Source organism: Bacillus sp. 11C, assembly GCF_055486375.1.
Genome location: NZ_JBUPVZ010000006.1, coordinates 167,158 through 193,012 on the forward strand (window position 1 = coordinate 167,158; position 25,855 = coordinate 193,012).

28 protein-coding genes, 1 pseudogene and 2 other annotated features are annotated in these 25,855 nt (G+C 44.3%); of the genes and pseudogenes, 25 read left to right on the forward strand and 4 right to left on the reverse strand.

Translation table 11 applies throughout. The features are described 5' to 3' along the window. The coding region (locus tag ACY3LV_RS10950; RefSeq protein ID WP_464863779.1) for a LysM peptidoglycan-binding domain-containing protein at positions 1-701 on the forward strand (701 nt) is incomplete at its 5' end. A gap of 32 nt (positions 702-733) precedes the next feature. After that, entirely contained in the window at positions 734-1,759 is a 1,026-nt protein-coding gene (gene cotN / locus ACY3LV_RS10955) for a spore coat protein CotN (RefSeq protein ID WP_464863780.1), read from the forward strand. Positions 1,760-1,777: 18 nt separating this feature from the next. Here cotN and ACY3LV_RS10960 read toward each other — a convergent pair whose 3' ends face one another. Then, entirely contained in the window at positions 1,778-1,969 is a 192-nt protein-coding gene (locus ACY3LV_RS10960; RefSeq protein WP_087992323.1) for a hypothetical protein, read from the reverse strand. Between the two features lie 165 nt (positions 1,970-2,134). After that, positions 2,135-2,357: a binding site (T-box leader), on the forward strand. A gap of 59 nt (positions 2,358-2,416) precedes the next feature. On the opposite strand from ACY3LV_RS10960, the gene valS reads away from it, so the two are divergent. From valS to rpmA, 16 genes are all read left to right on the forward strand, one after another. Further along, positions 2,417-5,059, forward strand: a complete 2,643-nt coding sequence (gene valS, locus ACY3LV_RS10965; RefSeq protein WP_464863781.1) for a valine--tRNA ligase — start codon at positions 2,417-2,419, stop codon at positions 5,057-5,059. 59 nt (positions 5,060-5,118) lie between these two features. Next, positions 5,119-6,411: a bifunctional folylpolyglutamate synthase/dihydrofolate synthase gene (locus tag ACY3LV_RS10970; protein WP_464863782.1), complete on the forward strand. Its 1,293-nt coding sequence runs from the start codon at positions 5,119-5,121 to the stop codon at positions 6,409-6,411. Between the two features lie 135 nt (positions 6,412-6,546). Continuing rightward, positions 6,547-7,293: a prepilin peptidase gene (locus tag ACY3LV_RS10975; protein WP_464863783.1), complete on the forward strand. Its 747-nt coding sequence runs from the start codon at positions 6,547-6,549 to the stop codon at positions 7,291-7,293. A 133-nt stretch (positions 7,294-7,426) separates the two neighbouring features. Further along, positions 7,427-8,425 carry an SPOR domain-containing protein gene (locus tag ACY3LV_RS10980; protein ID WP_463325071.1) on the forward strand — a complete coding sequence of 333 codons (999 nt, stop codon included), beginning with the start codon at positions 7,427-7,429 and terminating at the stop codon, positions 8,423-8,425. 151 nt (positions 8,426-8,576) lie between these two features. Next, positions 8,577-9,146, forward strand: a complete 570-nt coding sequence (locus ACY3LV_RS10985) for a Maf family nucleotide pyrophosphatase (RefSeq protein WP_289347808.1) — start codon at positions 8,577-8,579, stop codon at positions 9,144-9,146. A gap of 36 nt (positions 9,147-9,182) precedes the next feature. After that, on the forward strand, positions 9,183-9,878 hold the full coding sequence (radC, locus tag ACY3LV_RS10990; protein ID WP_087992317.1) for a RadC family protein: 696 nt from the start codon (positions 9,183-9,185) through the stop codon (positions 9,876-9,878). Between the two features lie 91 nt (positions 9,879-9,969). Continuing rightward, positions 9,970-10,983 (forward strand): cell shape-determining protein MreB, encoded by a 1,014-nt coding sequence (gene mreB, locus ACY3LV_RS10995; RefSeq protein ID WP_087992316.1) that lies wholly within the window; start codon positions 9,970-9,972, stop codon positions 10,981-10,983. 30 nt (positions 10,984-11,013) lie between these two features. Continuing rightward, positions 11,014-11,886: a rod shape-determining protein MreC gene (mreC, locus tag ACY3LV_RS11000; RefSeq protein ID WP_333561386.1), complete on the forward strand. Its 873-nt coding sequence runs from the start codon at positions 11,014-11,016 to the stop codon at positions 11,884-11,886. Continuing rightward, positions 11,883-12,401: a rod shape-determining protein MreD gene (mreD, locus tag ACY3LV_RS11005; protein WP_464863784.1), complete on the forward strand. Its 519-nt coding sequence runs from the start codon at positions 11,883-11,885 to the stop codon at positions 12,399-12,401. Before mreC ends, mreD begins: the two co-directional genes overlap by 4 nt. Before the next feature lie 51 nt (positions 12,402-12,452). After that, positions 12,453-13,133, forward strand: coding sequence for a septum site-determining protein MinC (gene minC, locus ACY3LV_RS11010; protein WP_148962239.1), 681 nt, complete (start codon positions 12,453-12,455; stop codon positions 13,131-13,133). Between the two features lies 1 nt (position 13,134). Further along, complete coding sequence (minD, locus tag ACY3LV_RS11015) at positions 13,135-13,941, forward strand: septum site-determining protein MinD (protein WP_087992312.1); 807 nt, start codon at positions 13,135-13,137, stop codon at positions 13,939-13,941. Between the two features lie 154 nt (positions 13,942-14,095). Next, positions 14,096-14,890 (forward strand): stage IV sporulation protein SpoIVFA, encoded by a 795-nt coding sequence (spoIVFA, locus tag ACY3LV_RS11020; RefSeq protein WP_414956595.1) that lies wholly within the window; start codon positions 14,096-14,098, stop codon positions 14,888-14,890. Then, entirely contained in the window at positions 14,883-15,749 is an 867-nt protein-coding gene (gene spoIVFB, locus ACY3LV_RS11025) for a stage IV sporulation intramembrane metalloprotease SpoIVFB (RefSeq protein WP_464863785.1), read from the forward strand. The genes spoIVFA and spoIVFB overlap by 8 nt, the downstream gene beginning before the upstream one ends. Positions 15,750-15,806: 57 nt before the next feature. Beyond that, positions 15,807-15,880 (forward strand) — a sequence feature (ribosomal protein L21 leader region). 13 nt (positions 15,881-15,893) lie between these two features. Further along, positions 15,894-16,202 (forward strand): 50S ribosomal protein L21, encoded by a 309-nt coding sequence (gene rplU / locus ACY3LV_RS11030; protein WP_087992308.1) that lies wholly within the window; start codon positions 15,894-15,896, stop codon positions 16,200-16,202. 2 nt (positions 16,203-16,204) lie between these two features. Continuing rightward, entirely contained in the window at positions 16,205-16,543 is a 339-nt protein-coding gene (locus tag ACY3LV_RS11035; RefSeq protein ID WP_003229669.1) for a ribosomal-processing cysteine protease Prp, read from the forward strand. A 12-nt stretch (positions 16,544-16,555) separates the two neighbouring features. Further along, positions 16,556-16,840, forward strand: coding sequence for a 50S ribosomal protein L27 (rpmA, locus tag ACY3LV_RS11040; protein ID WP_003152662.1), 285 nt, complete (start codon positions 16,556-16,558; stop codon positions 16,838-16,840). Positions 16,841-16,957: 117 nt separating this feature from the next. On the opposite strand, the pseudogene ACY3LV_RS11045 reads toward rpmA, so the two are convergent. Further along, a pseudogene (locus ACY3LV_RS11045) lies at positions 16,958-17,096 on the reverse strand (hypothetical protein). 62 nt (positions 17,097-17,158) lie between these two features. Here ACY3LV_RS11045 and ACY3LV_RS11050 point away from each other — a divergent pair. The 4 genes from ACY3LV_RS11050 to pheA are packed head-to-tail and all read left to right on the forward strand — an operon-like array spanning position 17,159 to position 20,432. Beyond that, complete coding sequence (locus tag ACY3LV_RS11050) at positions 17,159-17,737, forward strand: Spo0B C-terminal domain-containing protein (RefSeq protein WP_464863786.1); 579 nt, start codon at positions 17,159-17,161, stop codon at positions 17,735-17,737. A 33-nt stretch (positions 17,738-17,770) separates the two neighbouring features. Further along, positions 17,771-19,057 (forward strand): GTPase ObgE, encoded by a 1,287-nt coding sequence (gene obgE / locus ACY3LV_RS11055; protein WP_333517230.1) that lies wholly within the window; start codon positions 17,771-17,773, stop codon positions 19,055-19,057. 57 nt (positions 19,058-19,114) lie between these two features. Beyond that, entirely contained in the window at positions 19,115-19,558 is a 444-nt protein-coding gene (gene thrR, locus ACY3LV_RS11060) for a transcriptional regulator ThrR (RefSeq protein ID WP_088326658.1), read from the forward strand. A 16-nt stretch (positions 19,559-19,574) separates the two neighbouring features. Beyond that, positions 19,575-20,432 carry a prephenate dehydratase gene (pheA, locus tag ACY3LV_RS11065; RefSeq protein WP_148962234.1) on the forward strand — a complete coding sequence of 286 codons (858 nt, stop codon included), beginning with the start codon at positions 19,575-19,577 and terminating at the stop codon, positions 20,430-20,432. A 24-nt stretch (positions 20,433-20,456) separates the two neighbouring features. On the opposite strand, the gene ACY3LV_RS11070 is transcribed toward pheA, so the two are convergent. Then, positions 20,457-20,999, reverse strand: a complete 543-nt coding sequence (locus ACY3LV_RS11070; protein ID WP_464863787.1) for a 3H domain-containing protein — start codon at positions 20,997-20,999, stop codon at positions 20,457-20,459. After that, a complete protein-coding gene (locus ACY3LV_RS11075) occupies positions 20,959-22,146 on the reverse strand; it encodes an IscS subfamily cysteine desulfurase (protein WP_464863788.1) in 1,188 nt (395 codons plus the stop codon). Before ACY3LV_RS11075 ends, ACY3LV_RS11070 begins: the two co-directional genes overlap by 41 nt. Positions 22,147-22,248: 102 nt before the next feature. On the opposite strand from ACY3LV_RS11075, the gene nadB reads away from it, so the two are divergent. The 3 genes from nadB to nadA are packed head-to-tail and all read left to right on the forward strand — an operon-like array spanning position 22,249 to position 25,757. Further along, positions 22,249-23,841: an L-aspartate oxidase gene (nadB, locus tag ACY3LV_RS11080; protein ID WP_464863789.1), complete on the forward strand. Its 1,593-nt coding sequence runs from the start codon at positions 22,249-22,251 to the stop codon at positions 23,839-23,841. Beyond that, on the forward strand, positions 23,795-24,664 hold the full coding sequence (nadC, locus tag ACY3LV_RS11085; RefSeq protein WP_148962231.1) for a carboxylating nicotinate-nucleotide diphosphorylase: 870 nt from the start codon (positions 23,795-23,797) through the stop codon (positions 24,662-24,664). Before nadB ends, nadC begins: the two co-directional genes overlap by 47 nt. After that, positions 24,651-25,757, forward strand: a complete 1,107-nt coding sequence (nadA, locus tag ACY3LV_RS11090; RefSeq protein WP_464863790.1) for a quinolinate synthase NadA — start codon at positions 24,651-24,653, stop codon at positions 25,755-25,757. Before nadC ends, nadA begins: the two co-directional genes overlap by 14 nt. Positions 25,758-25,855 lie beyond the last annotated feature (98 nt).

Genomic DNA, 25,855 nt, shown 5'->3' on the forward strand with positions numbered 1-25,855 from the left:
CGGAAGAAGCAGACCAAGCGGAGTACACTGAACCTGTACTTCGTCAAAAAACGGAAAAAGCTCCGGAGACTGTGTCTGAGACCGTTCTGTCCATAGAAGAAAGCAGAACGAAGGAACCAGCGTCAGCTGCATATTTGGAGAATGACGAATCCGTTTCACACCTTCATTTCAATCAAAAAGACAGCTCGGAGGAGACACCTCAAGAAGAGCTTACACCAGTATACCGTACCTTCCTGCCCGAACAAGAAGAGGAAGATTCTTTTTATTCAGCGCCAAAACTGCTGGAAAAGGAAGAACAAGAGGAAGAAAGCTTTGAAATTGAAGTGAGAAAAACACCTCCGGCTGAAGAGCCTGAGAAAGAAACACCTTTTCATTCCTTCCAGCTGCCTGAGACCTCTGAGACAGAAAGGAAGGAAGCAGATGATGTTCCTAAAGTTGCTCCTTCTGCTAAAACAAAGGAACCTCAAACAAAGGAAAGTGATAATTCTCTTTATTTAACAAAACTCTTTACGAGAGAAGAGGATGAGTTTTCGAGAATGAAAATATGCATTGTTCAGCAGGAAGATACGATCGAACGTTTATGCGAACGGTATGAAATTACTTCCCAGCAGCTGATCAGAATGAATTCATTAGCCTTGGACGATGAATTGAAAGCAGGACAGATCCTCTATATTCCGCAATATAACAACAGCCATGCGTAAGCTGTAAGCGATCGGAAAATGTGGTGAATGGAATGGAAGATACCCAATCGGTTCTTCAGGAGTACGGACTGACTGCTCAATTTATTGAGCCTGTCAGTCCTCTTGTGTGGAAAGTGTATACAGACAACGGCGTATTTGCCCTGAAAAAATTGAAATCGGTTCGCGGCAAACAGTTTACAGATCACATGGTGGCGATAGAGGAAAAAGGTTTTCGTTCATTTGTACCCGTTTACAGAACAAATAGCGGAGAGTTTTTCTCAGCCGGCTTACAATCAGGAGATTCCTATTATTTAATGCCTTGGCTTCAATTTGACCAGGAGGAAGAACGGGATCAGAAACATGATTATTTATTTAGAGAAACAGCCCGTCTTCACGAGAGAACCGCGCAGGAAATGAAGGTCAGACGTGATGATATTGAACGTTATTACGGACAAACGAAAAAAAAGTGGGAACATGATAAAATTTTCTATGAACAGTTTGTAGACAGAGCTGAGAAGGAATGGTACCTTTCCCCTTTTGAACTGCAGGCCGCAACCTATTTTTCAGAAACCATTTCCGCGGTGAACTTTGCACTGGAGCGGATAGAGGACTGGTATGAGTCGGCTAAAGAAAATGGTGTCTCAAGGGTTGTCATGAACCACGGCAGTCTGTCTATTCACCATTTTCTATATAATGATGCCGGGACAGGGTATTTGACAAACTTTGAAAGAGCGTCTGTCGGCCCGCCGCAAAACGATTTGCTCGGTTTTTATACAAAGATGTTCAGGGGCTTTCCAAAAGCTTGTCCGGAATGCGCCGAATGGTTTTATGCATATACGAAATCATTCCCTTTGCGTGAAGCGGAAGTCAGCCTTTTTCTTAGCTATATGGCATACCCGGCAGCCATGTACAAGGTGCTCAACCGTTATCAAACAGGGAAAAGACAACTTGAAAAAAATGAATGTACGCAATTATTAAAGGCTTACTGGCAAATGAAAAATATAGAGCCTTTTGTGATGAAAATTCATCAGATTGAACAAGAGAAAAAATTCCAGGCTGAAAACGAGTCCACGTCTTAATGGCGCGGACTTGTTTGTTTATATCCATTCTAAATGAAGGGCGCAAGCTAAAAAGATTAGGATTGCGAGCAGCAAAACATCAAAGGTTGTCGGAAAGAAAATGGTTCTGATTCCTTGAAAAATTGTAATGGGGATAATCACTTGCGCGGATACAAGCCGAATTTGCTTGACCCACGGCGGCAGCGAATAAGAGCTAAAACGTTTCTTCACGGTGCATCCTCCTCTACGCATTTACAAGCATCATATGTAAACTTGGGCAATAGGTGCCTGCCTACCTGTATAGAAAGCGGCGTTTTTGGAAAAGATGATTGACGAATCAAAAACACTTTTACTATAATAAAGAACATAAATAATGTATATAATGAGCTGATAAATACACCTGCTTAGAACGGGAAGAGTACAAAAAAGGCGCATGCAGAGAGAGAAGCCGTTTGCTGAAAGGCTTCTTATGTTGTCTGATTGGAAGGTCGCCCGGGAGCATAATTTCTTGAAAGAAGAGTAGAGAAATTCGGGAAACACCCGTTATCCGTTGTAAGTGCATGAACTGATAGAGTTCATGAAAAAAGGTGGTACCGCGAAAGAGCTTTTCGTCCTTTTACAGGGATGAAGAGCTCTTTTTTCGTTCTCAGTCATTTTTAAACATGCTGGAGGGTTATCATGGAAACGAATGAACAAACAATGCCGACGAAATACGATCCGGCAGCGATTGAAAAAGACCGATATGATTTTTGGCTGAAAGGCAAATTTTTTGAAGCGGGCAGTGACCAGACAAAAGAGCCATATTCTGTTGTCATTCCGCCGCCGAACGTAACAGGAAGACTTCACCTTGGCCACGCGTGGGACACAACGCTGCAAGACATTGTAACAAGAATGAAACGCATGCAGGGCTATGATGTGCTGTGGCTTCCGGGTATGGACCATGCCGGCATCGCGACACAGGCTAAAGTGGAAGCGAAACTTCGTGAAGAAGGCACATCCCGCTACGATTTGGGCCGCGAGAAATTCCTCGAAGAAACGTGGAAGTGGAAGGAAGAGTATGCTGACTTTATTCGCAGCCAGTGGGCGAAATTAGGCCTTGGCCTTGATTATTCCCGTGAACGTTTCACGCTGGATGAAGGCCTAAGCAAAGCGGTTCGTGAAGTTTTCGTTAAGCTTTATAAAAAAGGCTTGATCTACAGAGGCGAATATATTATTAACTGGGACCCTGCGACAAAAACAGCCCTATCCGACATTGAGGTCATTTACAAGGATGTTCAGGGCGCGTTCTACCATATGAGCTATCCGCTCGCTGACGGTTCAGGCTCAATTGAAATTGCGACGACACGTCCTGAAACGATGCTCGGTGATACAGCCGTTGCCGTTCACCCTGAAGATGAGCGCTATAAGCACCTGATCGGAAAAACGGTGATCCTGCCGATTGCAAATCGTGAAATCCCGATTGTCGGTGATGACTACGTTGATATGGAATTTGGTTCAGGTGCTGTGAAAATTACGCCTGCTCATGATCCGAACGACTTCGAGCTTGGCAACCGCCACAATTTAGAACGCATTCTTGTCATGAATGAAGACGGAACGATGAATGAAAACGCTCTGCAATATCAAGGTATGGATCGTTTTGAATGCCGCAAAAAGCTCGTGAAAGATTTACAGGAGGCGGGAGTTCTCTTTAAAATCGAGGATCATATGCACTCGGTCGGCCATAGTGAACGAAGCGGGGTTGTTGTTGAGCCATATCTATCTACACAATGGTTTGTGCGCATGCAGCCGCTTGCTGATGCGGCGATTGATCTGCAGAAGAAAGACGAGAAAGTCAACTTTGTGCCTGACCGTTTTGAAAAAACGTATTTACACTGGATGGAAAACATCCGCGACTGGTGTATTTCCCGTCAGCTGTGGTGGGGCCACCGCATTCCTGCCTGGTATCATAAAGAAACGGGCGAGTTATATGTCGGGCTTGAAGCGCCTGAGGACAGCGAAAATTGGGAACAGGATACAGACGTACTGGATACATGGTTCAGTTCTGCGCTCTGGCCTTTCTCCACGATGGGCTGGCCTGATGTAACAGCTGAAGACTTTAAACGCTACTACCCGACAGACGTTCTCGTGACAGGGTACGATATCATTTTCTTCTGGGTGTCACGCATGATTTTCCAAGGCATTGAATTTACAGGCGAGCGCCCGTTCAAAGATGTTTTAATCCACGGCTTAATCCGTGACGAGCAAGGCCGGAAAATGAGTAAATCTCTTGGCAACGGTGTCGATCCGATGGATGTCATTGACAAGTACGGAGCCGATTCTCTGCGTTATTTCCTTGCGACTGGAAGCTCTCCTGGCCAGGATCTGCGCTTCAGCTATGAAAAAGTGGAATCGACTTGGAATTTTGCCAATAAAATTTGGAATGCCTCCCGTTTTGCATTAATGAACATGGATGGCATGACATACGATGAGCTTGATTTGTCAGGCGAAAAATCAGTTGCTGACAAGTGGATTTTAACGCGATTAAATGAAACGATCGAGCACGTGACCCAGCTTGCTGATCGATATGAATTCGGTGAAGTCGGCCGCCATTTATACAACTTTATTTGGGACGATTTCTGTGATTGGTATATTGAAATGGCGAAGCTTCCTCTTTACGGAGAAGACGAAGCGGCTAAGAAAACAACCCGTTCCATCCTTGCTTACGTACTGGATCAAACGATGCGCCTGCTCCACCCGTTTATGCCGTTCTTAACGGAGGAAATTTGGCAGCACCTTCCTCACCAAGGGGAATCCATTACAGTAAGCCAATGGCCTGTTGCAGTACCGGAGCATACCGATACTGAAGCGGCAGCTGACATGAAGCTTCTTGTTGAGCTGATTCGTTCTGTGCGCAATATCCGCAGTGAAGTCAATACGCCAATGAGCAAGCAGGTTGAACTGTATATTAAAACAAGCACAGACGAAATAGCAGCCCGTCTCGAAGCGAACCGTTCATACGTTGAACGCTTTACGAATCCGAGCGTACTTAAAATCGGCACGGATATCGAGGCCGTTGATAAGGCGATGACGGCTGTTGTTTCAGGAGCAGAGGTTATTCTTCCGCTTGAAGGTTTAATTAATATTGATGAAGAAATTGCTCGTCTGCAAAAAGAATTCGATAAGCTGACAAAAGAAGTCGAGCGCGTCCAAAAGAAACTTGGAAATGAAGGATTTATGAAAAAAGCGCCTGCGCACGTAATTGATGAAGAGCGTGAAAAAGAAAAAGATTATGTGGCAAAGCGTGACGCTGTTCAAAAACGAATGGCTGAGCTGAAGGGCTAATGAAAAGCCGGGGCGGTTTCTAGAGAAACCGCCTTGTCTTATAAAAGAGGGGATTATCATTGTTTAGTGCATATGAAGAAGCGCGCAGCTGGATTCACGGGCGGCTGAAATTCGGTGTGAAGCCCGGACTCGGCCGAATGGAGCAGCTGATGGCGCGGTTAGGGCATCCTGAAAAGAAAATCCGCGCGTTCCACATCGCAGGAACAAACGGTAAAGGATCAACTGTCGCTTTTATCCGTTCTATGCTGCAAGAAGCTGGATATACGGTTGGAACGTTTACGTCACCTTATATCATTACGTTTAATGAACGGATCAGCGTTAACGGGACACCGATTTCAGATGAGGAATGGACAGCACTTGTCAATCAGATGAAACCGCACGTTGAAGCGCTTGATCAAACGAAATACGGACAGCCGACCGAATTTGAAATTATGACGGCGTGTGCGTTTTTATATTTTGCTGAGTTTCATAAGGTCGACTTTGTTATTTTTGAAACAGGTCTAGGCGGTAGATTCGATTCTACGAATGTGGTTGAACCGCTTTTAACAGTGATTACAAGCATCGGGCACGATCATATGAACATTTTGGGAAACACCCTTGAAGAAATTGCAGGAGAAAAGGCCGGAATTATTAAAGAAGGTATTCCAATCGTTACAGCTGTTACCCAGCCGGAAGCCTTACAGGTCATTCGTCATGAAGCTGAACGACATGCTGCGCCGTTTCAGTCATTACATGATACATGTGTTATTTTCAATGGACTGGCTCTGCCTGCCGGAGAACAGTTTTCATTTAAAACGGGCGAGAAGTGCTATGACGATATTCGGACATCTCTGATCGGCACCCACCAAAGACAAAATGCGGCTTTGTCCATTTTGGCTGTTGAGTGCCTCAATAGGGAGAATATTGTTCATATCAGTGATGAAGAGTTAAGAAGCGGGCTGGTAAAGGCTGCTTGGCCGGGACGGTTAGAGCTTGTTCAAGAACATCCGCCGGTATATTTAGACGGTGCACATAACGAAGAAGGCGTTGAAAAGCTGGCGGAAACGATGAAACAGCGTTTCCCTGATTCCCGCATTTCTGTGGTGTTTAGCGCGTTAAAGGACAAACCGTATCACGATATGATTAAGAAATTGGAAACCATAGCGTATGCGATTCATTTTGCTTCTTTTGATTTCCCGCGTGCTTCTCTTGCAAAAGATCTCTATGATGTAAGTGAAATCAGCAATAAAAGCTGGGATGAAGATCCGGACAATGTGATCGAATTCATAGAAAGCAAAAAGGGCTCAAATGAAATTGTGCTGATTACCGGATCGCTCTATTTTATTTCTGACATTCGCAAAAGGTTAAAATAATAGGTCTAGCCCCGGCAGTATCGAAAATGAGATTTTGCCGGGGCTTTTTACGCGTAAAATCGAAAATTCCCGATTAGAGTTTAGGCGCTCATTCTGCTACAATCCATGCCAGTATCTTGTAAAGGTGTGTTGTCTATGCTTCCCATTCTATTTATCCTCGGGCTGATCCTTGGTTCGTTTTATTATACGGCCGGGTGCCGTATCCCCTTGCGTATATCTATTGTCAAGCCTCGTTCGGCATGCTCGTTTTGCCGGCGGACATTAACTCCCGCAGAATTAATTCCCATCCTGTCATTCCTTTTCCAAAAAGGCAAATGTAAAAGCTGCGGGCATAGAATTTCTTTTATGTATCCCGCGGCAGAGCTTGTGACAGCGTGTTTATTTACCGCTGCAGGAATACGCTTTGGCCCATCTCCGGAGCTGTTTCCCGCTGTTGTGTTTACCTCTCTTCTTATCATGGTTGCAGTGACAGATATTCATTTTATGCTGATTCCAAATCGAATATTGATTTTCTTTCTCCCCTTTTTAGCGGCAGCCAGATTGATTTCTCCGCTTGATTCCTGGTATGCCGGCCTGTTAGGTGCGGCAGCCGGATTTCTTTTCCTTGGCTTAATTGCCTTACTCACCCATGGGGGAATAGGGGGAGGAGATATTAAATTATTTGCGGTGATTGGCTTCGTGCTTGGTGTGAAAATGCTGGCAGCTGCCTTTTTCTTTTCTATTTTGATAGGTGCATTGTATGGAGCGGCAGCCGTTCTGGCTGGAAGACTCGCCAAAGGGCAGCCGCTTCCCTTTGCCCCCGCAATTGCGGCAGGGAGCATTTTAGCCTATTTATACGGCGACTCTATTATTTCTTTTTATATGAAGGTGGCATTGGGCTGACCGCTGAAAAATTTGACGAACGTTTTTTGGACAAGACGACAAAAGTCTTGTTCTTTTTTTTTTCGCCTGTGCTAAAGTGTGTAGCATGAAAAGCCGACAAGAACGGTCAAGCAAACGAAGGGAGGAAGCGGAATTGAAAAAAAGGAAGAATAAAAAAAACAATAAAGCCGCAGAAAAAGCCCTCAAGGTGACGATTAATGGAAAAGAAGAGACGGTTTACGAACAAGAAACGCCTGAAACTGAGATGGAAAAAAACATGACATTTTCAAATTGGGAGGAAAAGAGAAAGGCAGAACAAGAGGTCGCGGCATCCCATGAACATCCTGATGAAGATGAATTTAACTGGAATTCCGAAGAGGACAAGGTGTTTAAAGAGGATCCAAAAGTCGTTCCGCCCTATCAAAAGAAGAAAACAAAGCTGTATGCAAAAGGAAAAGCGGGGACGGCCAAACCCGTAAAAAGAGTGGCGGCGACGATTGCCTTTGCAGCTGTCATAGGCACCGGATTAGGCTTATTCGCGTTGAACATCTCGGGCAATAAAGAAGCGGCAGCCCCGGCCTCTTTAGATGATTCACTAGGCAGCCAAACGGCAAAAGCCGGAGATGCTTCTGCTGATAAACAAAGCTCAGGCGCAGAAAAACAGGCGGCACCAGCTGAAGGTACATATGAAACGTACGCTGTACAAGCCGGAAAATTCTCAAATGAAAAGGGTGCCGAAACGTTAACAGAACAACTGACCGAAAAAGGTTATTCCGCCGTGTCACTGTCAAAGGATGACGGGTATACGTATGTCATCGCAGGTTTAGCCAGTGATAAGGACGTGTCACAGCAATTAGGGCAGCTTTTAATCGACAGTGATTTTGAAGCCTGGGGAGGCAAGGAGCTTTCCTTATCAATAGAGTCAGATATGACAGATTCTTTCAAGGAAACAGCTGAGCTTGCAGCAAAGGCGATTCTCGGCGAAGACATTACAAAAGCGAGTGTAGAAAAAATAGAAAAGTCGCTTGGTAAAACAGAAGCATCAGGAGCAGGAGAGAAAAAAGCGATTTTGCAGGCATTAAAGGAATTAGAGGACCCAAGTGCTGAAGCCGGGTGGAAGGCTCAGCAGCAGCTGTTAGCCGTCATTAAATAAGAGAAAGTACCTGAGCCTTCGTCCTTTAGCGACAGGCTTTTTTTATTTTGTCATGAAAAAGTTATTTTTCTGAAATTGTGACAAGCCTCATGATTTGATAGGATAAACGAGTATCTTTTTTTCTTAAGCAAACCCTGAAAGGATGACGAACATGACAAAACCGCTAATACTTGCTTCACAATCTCCACGCAGGAAAGAACTCCTCGATCTTCTCCAGCTGCCCTACTCCATTATTGTCAGTGAAGTAGAGGAAAAATTAAATCGAAACTTTTCACCAGAAGAAAACGTCCAATGGTTGGCAAAACAAAAAGCTAAGGCTGTATCTGATCTCCACCCGCATGCAATCGTTATCGGCGCTGATACAATGGTATGCCTAGACGGCGAATGTCTCGGCAAACCGCAAGATCAAGAAGAAGCTGCTTCTATGCTGCGGAGGCTTTCAGGCCGAAGTCATTCAGTAATCACCGCGGTCAGTATACAAGCTGAAAATCACAGCGAGACGTTTTATGATAAGACAGAAGTTGCGTTTTGGCCCCTCAGTGAAGAAGAGGTTTGGACTTATATTGAAACAAAAGAGCCGATGGATAAAGCAGGTGCATACGGCATCCAAGGAAGAGGCGCGCTTTTTGTAAAGAAAATAGACGGAGATTATTATTCAGTCATGGGACTGCCTATATCAAAAACGATGAGAGCTCTTCGCCATTTTGATATAAAGGCATGACGGTTCTATAAACGGGAAGGGAAAGAAAAGGAGTGCTTGATCATACACGATCTGCCATTAAAACTTAGAGATTTCCCAACGAAAGATAAGCCAAGAGAACGGCTTCTGAAAGTCGGAGCCGAGAACTTAGCCAATCATGAACTTTTGGCTATATTATTACGGACAGGCACGAAACACGAATCTGTTATGGACCTGTCAAACCGGCTCCTGCTCACTTTTGACGGACTGCGTCTGCTGAAAGAAGCATCAGTTGAAGAGCTGTCGAGCATCCCGGGAATCGGTATGGTAAAAGCGGTTCAAATACTGGCGGCAGTTGAGCTTGGAAGCCGTATTCATAAATTAGCCAACGAAGAACATTTCGTCATTCGCTCCCCGGAAGACGGCGCAAATCTTGTCATGGAGGATATGCGCTTTTTAACCCAGGAGCATTTTGTCTGTTTATACTTAAATACAAAAAATCAAGTCATCCATAAACGCACCGTATTTATCGGAAGCCTGAATTCATCTATTGTCCACCCGCGGGAGGTGTTTAAAGAAGCGTTTAAACGATCTGCCGCTTCCTTTATCTGTGTTCATAATCATCCTTCTGGAGATCCGACGCCGAGCAGGGAAGATATTGAAGTGACAAGACGCCTGTTTGAATGCGGAAACCTGATTGGTATCGAGCTGCTTGACCATTTGGTGATCGGGGATAAAAAATTTGTGAGTTTAAAGGAAAAAGGATATTTGTAACACTTTTTTTTTCGTCGAATTAAGCTATAATAGAGTTTATGAGTTTTTCCCTTTAGGGTATTTTTGCTTTAAGAAAGGAAGATACATACATATGTTTGGAATTGGTGCAAGAGACCTTGGTATAGATCTTGGAACTGCGAATACGCTTGTTTTTGTAAAAGGAAAAGGAATTGTCGTGAGAGAGCCGTCAGTAGTCGCTTTGCAAACGGATACGAAGTCGATTGTTGCTGTCGGAAATGATGCGAAAAATATGATCGGACGGACACCGGGCAACGTGGTGGCCCTTCGCCCGATGAAAGACGGCGTTATCGCTGATTATGAAACAACGGCTACAATGATGAAATATTACATCAATCAAGCCATTAAAAATAAAGGCATGTTTGCCAGAAAACCATATGTCATGGTTTGTGTCCCATCAGGCATTACAGCTGTTGAAGAACGCGCTGTCATCGATGCGACAAGACAGGCGGGAGCGCGTGACGCGTATCCGATTGAAGAGCCGTTTGCCGCAGCAATCGGAGCCAATCTGCCGGTTTGGGAACCGACTGGAAGCATGGTAGTTGATATCGGAGGCGGTACGACAGAGGTTGCGATTATTTCCCTTGGCGGCATTGTAACGTCACAGTCAATCCGCGTAGCCGGTGATGAGATGGATGATGCGATTATCAACTACATCAGAAAAACGTACAACCTGATGATCGGTGACCGTACGGCTGAAGCGATTAAAATGGAGATCGGATCTGCAGAAGCTCCTGAAGAATCCGATAAAATGGAAATCCGCGGACGCGATTTATTGACAGGTCTGCCGAAAACAATCGAAATTACAGGAAAAGAAATTTCTGGTGCTCTGCGCGACACTGTATCTACAATTGTGGAAGCGGTGAAGAGCACACTTGAAAAAACACCGCCTGAGCTTGCAGCTGATATTATGGACAGAGGCATTGTGTTAACCGGCGGCGGAGCGCTTCTTCGCAACTTGGACAAAGTCATCAGCGAAGAAACAAAAATGCCGGTCCTTATCGCCGAAGACCCGCTTGATTGTGTAGCGATCGGAACAGGAAAAGCACTGGAGCACATCCATCTTTTCAAAGGGAAAACTAGATAATCGGGAGTTCAATAGAAGAGGTGTAACACGATGCCGAATAAACGGTTAATGCTATTACTTCTGTGTATTATCATATTGGTGGCTATGATTGGGTTTTCGCTGAAGGGCGGCCGCAATACCACCTGGCCTGAGAAAGTGATCGGCGATACGACGGGAGTATTTCAAAATATTTTTCATACGCCTGCCGAATTTTTTGCAGGGATATTTGAGAACATTAATGATTTAAAAAACACATACAAAGAAAACGAGCGTCTGAGAGAGAAGCTTGACGGACAGACACAATATGAAGCCAAACTTCAAGAACTTGAAGAAGAAAACAAATCCTTGCGTGCCGAGCTTGGCCATGTCAATTCGATTAAAGATTACAAGCCGATTTTAGCGACGGTCATTGCCAGAAGCCCAGACAATTGGGCGAAACAGGTCACCATTAATAAGGGGACTCAGCAAAACGTAGCGAAAGATATGGCTGTTACAAACGAAAAAGGCGCATTAATCGGCAAGATCAAAAGCTCCGGACTTAACAATTTTACGTCTGCTGTTCAGCTTTTAAGCGATACTGACCGCAATAACAGAGTCGCGACGAAAATTTCCGGAAAAAAAGGCGGCAAAGGCTACGGATTGATCGAAGGCTATGACAGAGACAAGAAACGGCTTAAGATGTCAATTATTGAGCGCAAGGATAAACAAGACGTGAAAAAAGGCGATCTTATTGAAACATCTGGAACAGGCGGAGTTTTCCCAGAGGGGCTGACAATCGGTGAAGTGACGGATATTGAGTCAGATTCCTATGGATTAACGAAAGTTGCTTATGTAAAACCTGCAGCTGACCTTACCGATTTAAATAATGTGATCGTTGTTAACCGTGATGTGCCGACAGTCGATACAGAGGAGGAAGGATCGTGAAACGTTTCCTTCTCCCTTTCGTTATGATGCTTGTTTTTTCTGCGGAAAGCATTTTTACAGATCTGGTGCATTTTCCGTTCGTTACAGATGATCAGGTGCTTGTCCCGCGTTTTCTGATGCTAGTATTGATATTCATGTCGGCTTTCATCAATCAAAAACACGCGATGATTTACGGATTTATTTTTGGCCTTCTATATGACATGAACTATACAAGTCTATTAGGCGTTTATATGTTTGGGTTTGCCGGGTTATGCTATTTGGCTTCAAAAGCGTTTAAAGTACTGCATACAAACGCATTTGTGGTAATATTGATAGCTGTTCTCGCTGTCTGCGTGCTCGAGTTTTTCGTGTTCGGCATCCAGTCTTTGATTCATAAAGACATCATGACGTTTAACGGATTTGTGCTTGACCGGTTTATACCGACAGTTTTATTAAATATTGCAGCCGCTCTTATTCTGGTTCTGCCATTTAGATTATTTTTTAAGAGTCTAAAGAAAGAATTGAGAGATGAGTAAAAAGGATTTTATCTTTTTTTGACGAAATAAGTATGTTGTTGAGGTGATATTGTGAAGACCAAAAAGCAGCAATATGTAACAATAAAAGGAACAAAGAATGGGTTAACATTGCATCTGGATGATGCGTGTTCTTTTGATGAGCTTCTCGATGGTCTTCAGAATATGCTGTCAATTGAACAATATACGGATGGTAAAGGCCAGAAAATCAGCGTCCATGTTAAGCTGGGAAATCGCTTTTTATATAAAGAGCAAGAGGAACAGCTGACCGAGTTGATCGCGTCAAAGAAGGATTTGTTTGTTCATTCTATTGACAGTGAAGTCATTACTAAAAAAGAAGCACAGCGTATGAAAGAGGAAGCTGAAATTATTTCTGTTTCAAAAATTGTCCGATCAGGCCAAGTGCTGCAGGTGAAAGGCGACTTGCTTCTGATCGGTGATGTGAATCCCGGCGGAACAGTCAGGGCCGGAGGGAACATTTTTGTTCTGGGCTCACTGAAAGGTGTCGCGCACGCGGGATATAACGGAAATAATCAAGCGGTCATCGCCGCCTCTGAAATGCTGCCGACACAATTAAGAATCAATCACGTGTTAAATCGCTCCCCAGACCACATTCAAAAAGGGAACGAAATGGAATGTGCTTACTTAGATACAGACGGAAATATGGTCATTGAACGCCTTCAACATTTGGCTCATTTAAGACCTGATCTAACAAGGCTTGAGGGAGGAATGTGAATTGGGTGAGGCTATCGTAATAACTTCGGGAAAAGGCGGAGTAGGTAAAACGACAACATCTGCGAACCTCGGTACCGCCTTAGCCATTTTAGGGAAGCGTGTATGCTTAGTAGATACTGATATAGGACTACGCAACCTAGATGTTGTAATGGGGCTTGAAAATAGAATTATTTACGATCTTGTAGACGTTGTAGAGGAAAGATGCAAAATGCATCAGGCGCTCGTAAAAGACAAACGTTTCGATGATCTGCTCTATTTAATGCCTGCTGCTCAAACGAGCGATAAGACGGCTGTTGCTCCTGAACAAATTAAAAATATGGTCCAACAGCTCAAACAGGAATTTGATTATGTCATCATAGACTGTCCTGCCGGAATTGAACAAGGATACAAAAATGCCGTTTCCGGAGCTGATAAAGCAATTGTGGTCACAACGCCTGAAATCTCAGCTGTTCGTGATGCTGACCGTATTATAGGGCTGTTGGAGCAAGAGGAAAACATTGAACCGCCGCGGCTCGTTGTAAACAGAATCAGAAATCACCTGATGAAAAACGGTGACACGATGGATATCGACGAAATTGCACAGCATTTGTCGATCGATTTGCTCGGAATCGTGGCTGATGATGATGAAGTCATTAAAGCTTCCAACCATGGCGAACCGATTGCAATGGACCCGAAAAACCGCGCTTCCATTGCATATCGCAATATTGCCCGCCGCATTTTAGGCGAATCTGTTCCTTTGCAGGTGCTTGAAGAGCAAAACAAAGGAATGATGGCTAAGATTAAGTCGTTTTTCGGAGTAAGATCTTAATGTGATAGAATCAAAGAGAAGAATCTGACAAAGCAAATGCTGTGTCAGATTTTTTTGTTTTTGTCTGCTTTGTGCTTGAGTAAGAGTAAAATGAATATTTGCCATGGACAAGACATATGATGTACAAACCCAACGAATGCAAAGGATGATGGCAATGAGTCACAGAGCAGATGAAATCAGAAAACGATTAGAGAAAAGAAGAAAACAGCATTCCGGCTCAAAACGTTTCTCTACTCAGACAGTTTCTGAAAAGCAGAAACCCCCGTCTTGGGTGATGGTAACGGATCAGGAAAAGCATGGAACTCTTCCGGTCTATGAAGATAATATTTCGAAATTCAACGGAAAACACCCTTTGGTTAAAACAGATTCAATTATCCTAAAATGTCTTCTGTCAGCCTGCCTTGTTCTCGTTTCCGCCATAGTCTATAAAACGAATATTGGACCCGTCAGCCAGATTAAACCCGTCGTTGCCAAAACCTTCGAAACTGAATTTCAATTTGCCTCAGCAAGCCATTGGTTTGAAACGAAATTTGGCAATCCGCTTGCTTTTCTGGCTCCTGAACATAAAAATAAGGAACAGCAGATCACAGTGGGTCAAGATCTGATCGCGCCTGCATCCGGGAAAGTGCAGCAGGATTTTCAGGACAATGGGGAAGGGATTAAAGTTGAAACAAGCAGCGATACAATTGATAGCATAAAAGAAGGCTATGTAGTTGAAGTCAGCAAAGACAGCCAGACGGGACTGACAGTTAAGGTGCAGCATGCTGACAACACCTATAGTATTTATGGCAAGCTCAAAGATGTCGAAGTTGCGTTATATGATTTTGTAGATAAAGGCAAAAAGCTCGGTTCGATTAAACTGGATGATCATAATAAAGGGGTCTATTATTTCGCCATGAAAGACGGCGATAAATTTATTGATCCGATTCAGGTGATTTCATTTGAATAAATGGCTCGACCTTATCTTGAAAATACATGTGCATCCTTTTCTTTGGATTATCGCTGCGCTGGGGCTAGTCACAGGCCATATGAAAGCATTGTTATGCCTGCTTCTGATTGTGCTGATCCATGAGCTGGGGCATGCTGCTCTGGCCGTGTTTTTTTCTTGGAGAATCAAGCGAGTTTTTTTGCTGCCGTTTGGCGGGACGGTTGAAGTGGAAGAGCACGGGAATCGGCCGTTAAAGGAAGAGTTTGCGGTGATTATTGCCGGTCCTCTTCAGCACATCTGGCTTCAGCTTGCAGCCTGGATGTTTGCAGAATTCTCATTGATTCATCAGCATACCTTTGAACTCTTCACCTTTTATAACCTTTCTATTTTATTTGTCAATCTGCTGCCGATCTGGCCTCTTGATGGCGGAAAGCTGTTATTTTTGTTGTTTTCCAAGCAGCTTCCTTTTCAAAGAGCTCACAGGCTGAATTTAAAAACATCGCTCTGCTTCTGCCTGCTGCTTGGGTGCTGGGTTTTATTTATGGTTCCTCTGCAAATCAGTGCATGGATTTTGTTTGTCTTTCTGGCTGTTTCTTTGTTTGAGGAATACAGGCAAAGGCACTATATCCATGTGAGATTTCTGCTTGAACGGTATTACGGAAAAAATCGTGAGCTCGAAAAACTGCTGCCGCTCAATGTAAAGGCAGAGGACAAAGTCTATCATGTGATGGCCGAGTTCAAGCGCGGCTGCAAACATCCGATTATTATAGAGAAATCAGGGCAGAAACTCAGTCAGCTTGACGAGAATGAAGTGCTGCATGCTTATTTTGCCGATAAGCGGACGAATTCCTCCATGGAAGAACTGCTGCTGCCTTACTAAAATGGATTGACAAACGTCTTGTGTTTTGGTATATTTTTTAATGTTATGGATGTAGCACCATTGCTACAACCGCTCAGTACAGGTGTTAAGAGCTTAAAGCCCCCTGGTATCTGGCGAGTCTTAGTCTAATAGGAGGTGCAGAGAATGTACGCAATCATTAAAACAGGCGGTAAACAAATCAAAGTTGAAGAAGGCCAAACTGTTTTCATCGAAAAACTTGCTGTTGAAGCAGGTGAAACAGTTACTTTTGAAGACGTTTTGTTTGTTGGCGGAGACAACGTGAAAGTCGGCAACCCTACAGTTGAAGGCGCGACAGTAACGGCTAAAGTTGAAAAACAAGGCCGCGCGAAAAAAATCACTGTTTTCAGATACAAAGCAAAGAAAAACGTTCATAAAAAACAAGGTCATCGTCAGCCTTACACTAAAGTGACGATCGAAAAAATCAACGCGTAAGCATGATTCAGGCAACAATCAGAAGGTCTCATGATAAAGGCATATTGTCTTTTGAAATGACAGGCCACGCGAATTTTGCTGAACATGGACAAGATCTTGTTTGTGCCGGAGTAACAGCCGTTGTGTTTGGAGCTGTTAACGCAGTCATTGTGCTCGCGGGCTTCGAGCCGCTTCTTGATATAGGGGAGGACGGGGGTTATTTTTACTTTGAATTCCCTGAATCACTTGATCCGGAGGCGCGCCAAAAAGCTCAGCTGCTGATTGAAGGCATGATTGTTTCGTTGGAGACAATTGAACGGGATTACAAAGATAACTTGCGTGTGACCACAAACATAATATAGGAGGTGAGCTACATGCTTAGATTAGATCTTCAGTTTTTCGCTTCTAAAAAAGGAGTAGGTTCTACAAAGAACGGACGTGACTCTGAGTCTAAACGTTTAGGTGCTAAACGTGCTGACGGTCAATTCGTAACAGGCGGTTCTATCCTTTACCGTCAACGCGGAACAAAAATTTACCCAGGTGAAAACGTGGGCCGCGGCGGAGATGACACTCTATTTGCGAAAATCGACGGAACTGTTAAATTCGAACGTTTCGGCCGTGACCGCAAAAAAGTGAGCGTATATCCTGTAGCTCAATAATGATTCAAAAACTCCGGTCGATGACTGGAGTTTTTTTTGCAATAATGCGGAGTAAACACCAAGAATGAAATGCAGAGTATGTGCGAGCAGACCCCGCCAAGAATGAGAATAAACGTCTCAAACCCACTGGATATGTTCCCCAAGCAGTAATACATAAAATGTTCTGCCTGGCTGCAAATCAACCTTAGCCAGAAAAAAAGGAACATGATATTTCTGGGAAAAACAATTGTTTTTCTAATAAAGCCTTCTCTGTTATAATTCATAATACACACTTATACAGACTCCTAAATAAGAAATTAAATGATTGGGAGTGCGAAAATGAAGGATGTTTCAAAAAAACAAGAAGAAAATATAAGCGACACGGCATTAAAAAATGAACTGATTCATCTGCTTGCCCATTCCCGGCATGATTGGATGAATAAGCTGCAGCTGATTAAAGGAAACTTAAGCTTGCAGAAGTATGACCGCGTCTTTGAAATGATTGAAGAAATGGTTATAGACGCAAAGCACGAATCAAAGCTCTCAAACCTGAAAACACCGCACTTGGCGTTTGATTTTCTTACGTTTAATTGGAAAACCCATTATATGACGCTTGAATATGAAGTTCTTGGAGAAATTAAGGATTTATCGGCTTATGATCAAAAGCTGACGAAACTGATGAGAAAGCTGTTCTATCTGTTTGATCAAGCAGTCAGCAGAGAGAGCGAAAATCATTTAACGGTTTCACTGCAAACGGATCATCCTGACAGACAGCTCATTCTGTATCTTGATTTTCACGGCGCTTTTGCCGATTCATCTGCTTTTGACGATATTCGGCAAAATGAATATGTGGACATTGATATCATACGTTTTGAGATCACAAGTCACGAATGTATGGTTGAAATTGGGTTGGACTAGCGGAGTTTTTAACGGTTTAGAACGGAGGACATTATGTTTATAGATCAGGTGAAAGTTTATGTAAAAGGCGGCGACGGCGGCAACGGAATGGTTGCGTTTCGCCGTGAAAAATATGTGCCGAAGGGCGGCCCTGCCGGCGGTGATGGAGGAAATGGAGGAGACGTTGTTTTTGAAGTGGACGAAGGTCTCCGCACCCTGATGGACTTTAGGTACAAAAAACACTTTAAAGCGATTCGCGGCGAGCATGGCATGTCCAAAAACCAGCATGGGCGAAATGCCGATGATATGGTTATTAAAGTTCCGCCAGGCACCGTTGTGACAGACGATGATACAAAGCAGGTCATTGCTGACTTAACAGAGCACGGCCAGCAGGCTGTCATCGCAAGAGGCGGAAGAGGCGGAAGAGGGAATTCCCGCTTTGCTACACCGGCTAATCCCGCGCCTCAGCTTTCAGAAAACGGCGAGCCAGGAAAAGAGCGTTATATTGTTCTTGAATTAAAAGTGCTAGCGGATGTCGGCCTTGTCGGGTTCCCGAGTGTTGGAAAATCCACTTTGCTGTCTGTTGTCTCATCTGCAAAACCGAAAATTGCGGACTATCACTTTACAACGCTTGTCCCGAATCTCGGCATGGTTGAAACGGATGACGGACGCAGCTTTGTTATGGCCGATTTGCCTGGACTGATTGAAGGTGCACACCAAGGCGTCGGACTTGGTCACCAGTTTTTGCGCCATATTGAACGGACGCGGGTTATTGTTCACGTTATTGACATGTCCGGATTGGAAGGACGCGATCCGTATGAGGATTATGTCACGATTAACCAGGAACTGAGCGAGTACAATCTGCGTCTCACTGAACGTCCGCAAATTATCGTTGCAAATAAAATGGACATGCCACAGGCTGCGGAAAATCTGGAAGCCTTTAAAGAAAAGCTGACGGATGATTATCCGGTATTCCCGATCAGTGCGGTGACAAGAGAAGGTCTTCGTGAGCTGCTGTTTGAAGTCGCCAATCAGCTGGAGAACACGCCGGAATTCCCACTGTATGACGAGGAAGAGCTTACGCAAAACCGTGTCATGTACACGATGGAGAATGAAGAAGTGCCATTTAACATCACACGCGATCCAGACGGTGTATTCGTGCTTTCAGGAGACAGTCTTGAGCGGTTATTCAAGATGACTGATTTCTCCCGTGATGAATCGGTTAAACGGTTTGCAAGACAGATGCGCGGAATGGGTGTTGATGAAGCGCTCAGAGAACGCGGAGCCAAGGATGGAGATATTATCAGGCTTCTGGAATTCGAATTTGAATTTATTGATTAATGAGGACTGAGAGGAGAGCCTGGATGTCAGGCTCTCTATTTTAAAGGGGGGATGCAAATGAAAGAGGAGACATTTTATCTTGTCCGTGAAGATGTATTGCCCGATGCGATGAGAAAAACATTGGAAGTCAAAAAGCTGCTTGATCGAAAAAAAGCAGATTCAGTGGCAGATGCCGTTCAAAAGGTGGATTTAAGCAGAAGCGCGTTTTATAAATACAGAGATGCTGTTTTTCCGTTCTACACTATGGTTAAAGAACAAATTATCACACTTTTCTTTCATTTGGAGGATAGGTCAGGCGCGTTATCTCAGCTCCTGCAGGCGGTAGCTGATTCTGGAAGCAACGTTCTTTCCATTCACCAGACCATACCGCTTCAAGGCAGGGCGAATGTGACACTGTCTATCAGTACGTCTGCAATGGAAGAGGACATTCATACGTTAATGAATAAACTCAAGAAGTTTGATTTTGTAGAAAAGGTTGAGATATTAGGTTCAGGTGCATAAGGGAGAGAATATCGTCATGAAAGTCGGTTATTTAGGTCCAGCAGCAACATTCACACATCTAGCAGTTAGCTCTTGTTTTCAAAACGGCGCCGAACATGTTGCCTACCGCACCATACCGGAGTGTATAGATGCGGCAGTTGCAGGCGAAGTTGATTTCGCTTTTGTTCCTTTAGAGAATGCATTAGAAGGATCGGTCAATTTAACGATAGACTATTTAATACATGAACAGCCCTTGCCAATCGTGGGTGAAATGACGTTGCCGATTCATCAGCACTTGCTCGTCCATCCTTCAAGAGAGAATGCATGGAAAGAGCTCGACAAAATTTACTCGCACTCACACGCGATCGCGCAATGCCATAAATTTCTCCATCGTCAATTTCCTTCCGTACCTTATGAATACGCCAATTCAACCGGGGCGGCAGCGAAATTTGTCAGTGACCATCCCGAGCTCAATATCGGGGTAATTGCCAACGACATGGCCGCTTCTACATACGAATTAAAAATCGTGAAACGAGATATACAGGATTACAGGGACAATCATACGAGATTTGTTATCCTGTCTCCTGATGAAAACATATCATTTGAAGTGAATTCAAAATTGAGTTCAAGGCCCAAAACGACACTGATGGTAATGCTTCCGCAGGATGATCAATCTGGGGCGCTGCACAGAGTGCTGTCTGCATTTTCTTGGAGAAACTTAAACTTGTCGAAGATTGAGTCACGTCCGACGAAAACCGGATTAGGCCATTATTTCTTTATTGTTGATATTGAGAAAGCGTTTGATGAGGTATTGATTCCAGGTGCCATGCAGGAGCTCGAAGCGCTCGGCTGTAAAGTGAGGCTTCTTGGTGCATATCAGTCTTACCAATTATAAAAAAAGCCCAATAAAGGGCTTTTTTTAATCTTTAATTAAAATGCCGGCCTCCTCGAGTGCTTGGCAGGCTTGGTCGATACGATATTCATCGGGTGCTGTCAGTGTATGAAGATGCACGCCGTCAGTCAGCTGTGATAAATAGGAGGCATTCGTAGAATTGATTTTTTTAATGAAATGGCTAACTTCCTTCCGAGTGCCTACTTGGATGGCTGCAGTTAAATCTCCGTATACTGGATGTTCGATTTTTACGTCTTTTACGGCAACACCTTCGTCCACGATGATCTGCAGTTCCTCTTCTGTCCGTTCAGGACCGTGCAGACAAGCTATGATTCTTTCTGCCTGCTGGTGCTGCTGAGCGGCTGCATCCATGTACACATATCCCTGGCTTGTGGCGATAATTGGTTCATTTTTCGCTTTCAAGAGCGATATATCCTGAACAATTACCTGTCTTGAAACGTTCGCTTTTTTTGCGAGTTCTCCTCCTGTCAGCGGTGATACGGATTCCTTCAGCCACAGAAGAAGCTGGTCACGCCTGTTGGCGCCCATGAGCTTTAATTCTTCGGTCAATATCAAATTCTCCTTTCTTTTGTTCCCAAAGCGCTGTAAACGTATGTAATAACTTATCCAGCTGTTCAGCCGTTGTATGCCTTCCAAAAGAGATGCGGATAAATTGCAGGGCTTCTTGTTCTGTTTTTCTTAATGCTTTCATCGCTTCAGACGGCCCGTGATAACCGGCAGAACAAGCGCTGCCCGTTGAAATGCAAATATTACTCCGATTACATTCTAACATAACATATTGTCCTTCAAATGAGTGAAAAAAACACCCGACAATATGGGGAAGACATTCCGTTTGTGAAGTGTCAGCCGCAAGGGTTACAGGGAGAGACCGAATGCTGATTTGGTCTAAAAAGTATGTTCTTAATGTCTCATTGCGGGATATCTGTTTATCCATTTCGCTTATAATCAGCTCTGCAGCGGCAGTGAAGGCTCCGATCCCTGGAACATTCACCGTGCCGGCTCTGAATCCTTGTTCGTGAGCGGTAAGAGGGTAAACGGGTTTCCAAGGCACACCTGGCCGAATATAGACCGCACCCACTCCTTTAGGTCCGTGGACTTTATGGCTGGACACTGAGAGTGCAGCCACCCCCAGTTGTTCTGTATGAATCGGGATTTTTCCAAACGTTTGCACAGCGTCGCAATGGAGAAGAATGTCCTGTTCGTGCAGATAGGAAGACAGTCGTTGAATAGGCTGAATGATCCCGGTTTCAGAATTGGCATGCTGAATAGATATCAGGCCTGTTTCCGGGCGGATATGAGCTGCTAATATTTCCTCGGTAATAAGACCGTATTCATTCGGTTCAATGATTGTTACATCGAATCCATGCTGTTCCAGAAAAGCGGCACAGTTATGAATGGACTGATGTTCCATGGCAGTTGTAATAAAATGTCTTTTTGTTTTTGGCAGGCCGTTTAGCAATGATTGAATGGCCAGAAAATTGGATTCCGTGCCGCCGCTGGTAAAATAGATGCCACTTGCATCTCCGCCAATGATGTCAGCGATTTTTTCACGGCAGTACTCCAGGATGTGCTTTGCATTTCCTCCTGCGTCATGCAGGCTGCTGGCATTTCCGTACATATCCATACTGAGCTTCTGATATACGTTAAGGGCTTCCTTGCAAATAGGCGTTGTCGCTGCATAATCTAAATAAATCATCCGGTCGTCCTCCATCCGTTCTCCATAAAAAACTCTTGAGTTTATTTTATCCTTGTGTAAATATAGGTGTCAAGACAGGTGTAAACAACAGGAGGGTGGCATATGTCTAAAAAGACGGTTGTAGTCATCGGTTCAGGGGCGGCGGCACTTTCCTTAGCGTCAGCGTTCCCGCCCTCATATGAAGTGACTGTCATCACAAAGAAAAGGGCCAAAAACAGCAATTCAGTCTATGCGCAAGGCGGGATTGCTGCGGCTTATGCAAAGAGTGACTCGATTGAAGCCCATCTAGAGGATACGTTATATGCAGGTTGCGGACATAACGATCTAGCTATTGCAGCAGACGTTTTACACGATGGGAAAATCATGATTCAAAACTTATTGGAGAATGAATTTCCATTCGATCGAAATGAGCAAGGCGATGTTTGTCTTGGCAGAGAAGGAGCTCACTCGTACAACCGCATTTTTCATGCAGGCGGAGACGCAACAGGAAGGCTGCTTGTCGAGTATTTGCTGAAACAGATCAACAGCAAAATCGAGTTAATCGAGCATGAAACAGCGGCAGATTTGCTTATGGAGAATGGACGCTGTATCGGAGTCATGACAAAAAACAGCCAGGGGCGGATCAAGGTAAGGCATGCGGATGAAGTGGTGCTGGCAGCCGGCGGATGCGGAAGCCTGTTTCTTCACCATACAAACGATCCATCCGTCACAGGTGACGGCCTTTCTTTAGCTTACCGGGCCGGAGCGGAGTTAACTGATTTAGAGTTTACTCAATTTCATCCGACACTGCTTGTGAAAAACGGTGTTTCCTATGGGCTTGTTTCAGAAGCTGTAAGAGGGGAAGGCGGATGTTTAGTTGATGAACACGGCCGCCGTGTTATGGCTGGACGGCATCCTTTGGGTGACCTGGCTCCAAGAGACATCGTCTCACGGATTATTCACGAAGAAATGACAAAAGGAAACCGTGTTTTTATCGACTGCAGTGCGATTTCTAATTTCGAAGCGCGCTTCCCTACCATCACCGCTATATGTGAAAAAGCAGGGGTTGATATTCAAAGTGGGAAAATACCTGTTGCCCCGGGAATGCACTTCTTGATGGGAGGTGTTTGTGTTAATCGATGGGGGGAAACAACAGTGCCGGGGCTTTATGCAATTGGCGAGACCTCATGCACCGGTTTGCACGGAGCCAATCGGCTTGCGAGCAATTCCTTACTTGAGGCGTTGGTATTTGGAAAAAGAACAGCAGAGCATATTATGCAAAAACCGGTTTATAACAGCCAATATCAATCATCTCCAGAAACCGTCGTCTACGAGGTGCCGAATACAGAGGTGTATGAATTGAAAAGCAGAATGACAAGCCACATGTCTATCTTACGAGAAAAAGGCAGTCTGATTGAGCTGAGCATCTGGCTTCATACGCTGACTTTTCAAAAAGTGAATGTGAAGGATATCACAATACCGCAGCTGGAACTTTCTCATTTATGGCAAACTGCAAAGCTGATGACGTTTTCTGCGCTTTTGCGGGAGGAAAGCAGAGGGGCGCACTTTCGCACCGATTTTCCTCAAGCTGATGAGCGCTGGCAAGGAAGACAAATTGTCCATACAAAAAAAGGAACGAAGATTAGAAAAAACGGGGGGATTTGGAGAAATGAATCATTTACACCTGAAAAAATTGCTGAATCACTTTTTTCTTGAGGATATAGGTACGGGGGATTTAACATCGCAGGCTATCTTTGGAGAACAGAGCTGTGAAGCGGAGATTGTTGCAAAGTCAGACGGCATCTTTGCCGGAGCTGCGGTGATAAAAGAAGGCTTTGCTTTATTAGACGAAAATGTTCAAATCCATTTACATAAATCAGATGGGGACATGTTGCGAAAAGGGGAAGTGATTGCCGTTTTACGCGGTCCGGCGGCTGCGCTTCTTTCAGGAGAGCGGGTTGTATTAAATCTTATTCAGAGGCTGTCTGGAATTGCGACGATGACAAGCGAGGCTGTGCGACGGCTGGATGATGAACAGATAAAAGTCTGTGACACGAGAAAAACAACACCGGGGCTGAGAATGCTGGAAAAACACGCTGTCAGAGCCGGGGGCGGATATAATCATCGATTCGGATTGTATGACGGCATCATGATTAAAGATAATCATATTGCAGCATGCGGCTCTATTGCAGAGGCGTGCCAAAAAGCGCGTCAAGCCGCCGCGCATATGGTAAATATCGAGGTGGAAATTGAAACGGAGGAACAGCTGCGAGAAGCAATTGAAGCAGGAGCGGATGTTATTATGTTTGACAACTGTGCGCCTGATACGGTCCGCCATTTTGCAAACCTCACACCGGACCATATAAAAACTGAAGCTTCAGGCGGAATTACGTTAGAATCTTTAGCTGCTTTTAAAGGGACGGGTGTGGATTATATTTCATTAGGATTCCTGACGCATTCCGTCAAAAGTTTAGATATCAGCATGGATGTTACATTATCAAATGAATCTATGGAGGAATGCCATTATGTCAATTCTTGATGTGATCAAACAATCGAATGATATGATGCCTGAAGGTTATAAAGGAATATCAAGAAAGGATATGGAAACGCGGGTTGCAGCCATTAAGAAAAAATTTGGGAGCAGGCTCTTTATACCAGGCCATCATTATCAAAAAGACGAAGTGGTGCAATTTGCTGACCAAACAGGCGATTCCCTTCAGCTGGCCCAAATAGCGGAAAAAAACAAAGAAGCGGATTATATTGTTTTTTGCGGTGTGCACTTTATGGCAGAGACCGCTGATATGCTGACAGGCGAGGAACAAACGGTCATCCTGCCTGATATGAGAGCGGGGTGTTCTATGGCTGACATGGCTGACATGCAGCAGACCAATAGGGCGTGGGAGAAACTTCAGCATACATTCGGAGATACGATCATACCTTTAACTTATGTAAACTCCACTGCGGAGATCAAGGCTTTCGTCGGTAAGCATGGCGGAGCGACTGTGACTTCTTCGAATGCGAAAAAGGTGCTTGAATGGGCGTTTACACAGAAAAAACGAATTTTATTTTTGCCTGATCAGCATTTAGGGAGAAATACGGCTTATGATCTGGGCATCGCGCTTGAGGATATGGCTGTGTGGGATCCGATAAAAGATGAATTAGCGGCTGAATCTGAGCATAAGAATGTGAAAGTGATTTTGTGGAAAGGGCATTGTTCTGTTCACGAAAAATTCACCGTAAAAAATATCCGTGATGTGAAAGAACGTGACCCTGACATTCGGATCATTGTGCATCCGGAATGCTCACATGAAGTCGTGACGCTAAGTGATGACAGCGGATCAACGAAATATATTATCGATACGATCAATCAGGCTCCGGCGGGAAGCAAGTGGGCAATCGGCACAGAAATGAATCTTGTTCAGCGGATCATTCACGAGCACCCTGATAAACAAGTCGAATCACTCAATCCGAACATGTGCCCGTGCTTGACAATGAACCGAATCGATTTGCCGCATTTGCTATGGTCTTTAGAACAAATAGAAAAAGGAGTACCTTCAGGCGTGATTAAGGTGCCAAAAGCTATTCAGCAAGATGCCCTCCTTGCCCTGAATCGTATGCTTTTGATTACGTAAATCAGAAATATTTCTCCTCCTGACTCATAACTTCTTTTGTTCGGGCATATGTTGTGAAGAAACATATTGTAATCTCAGCTGAACTGTTCACGTTTTGC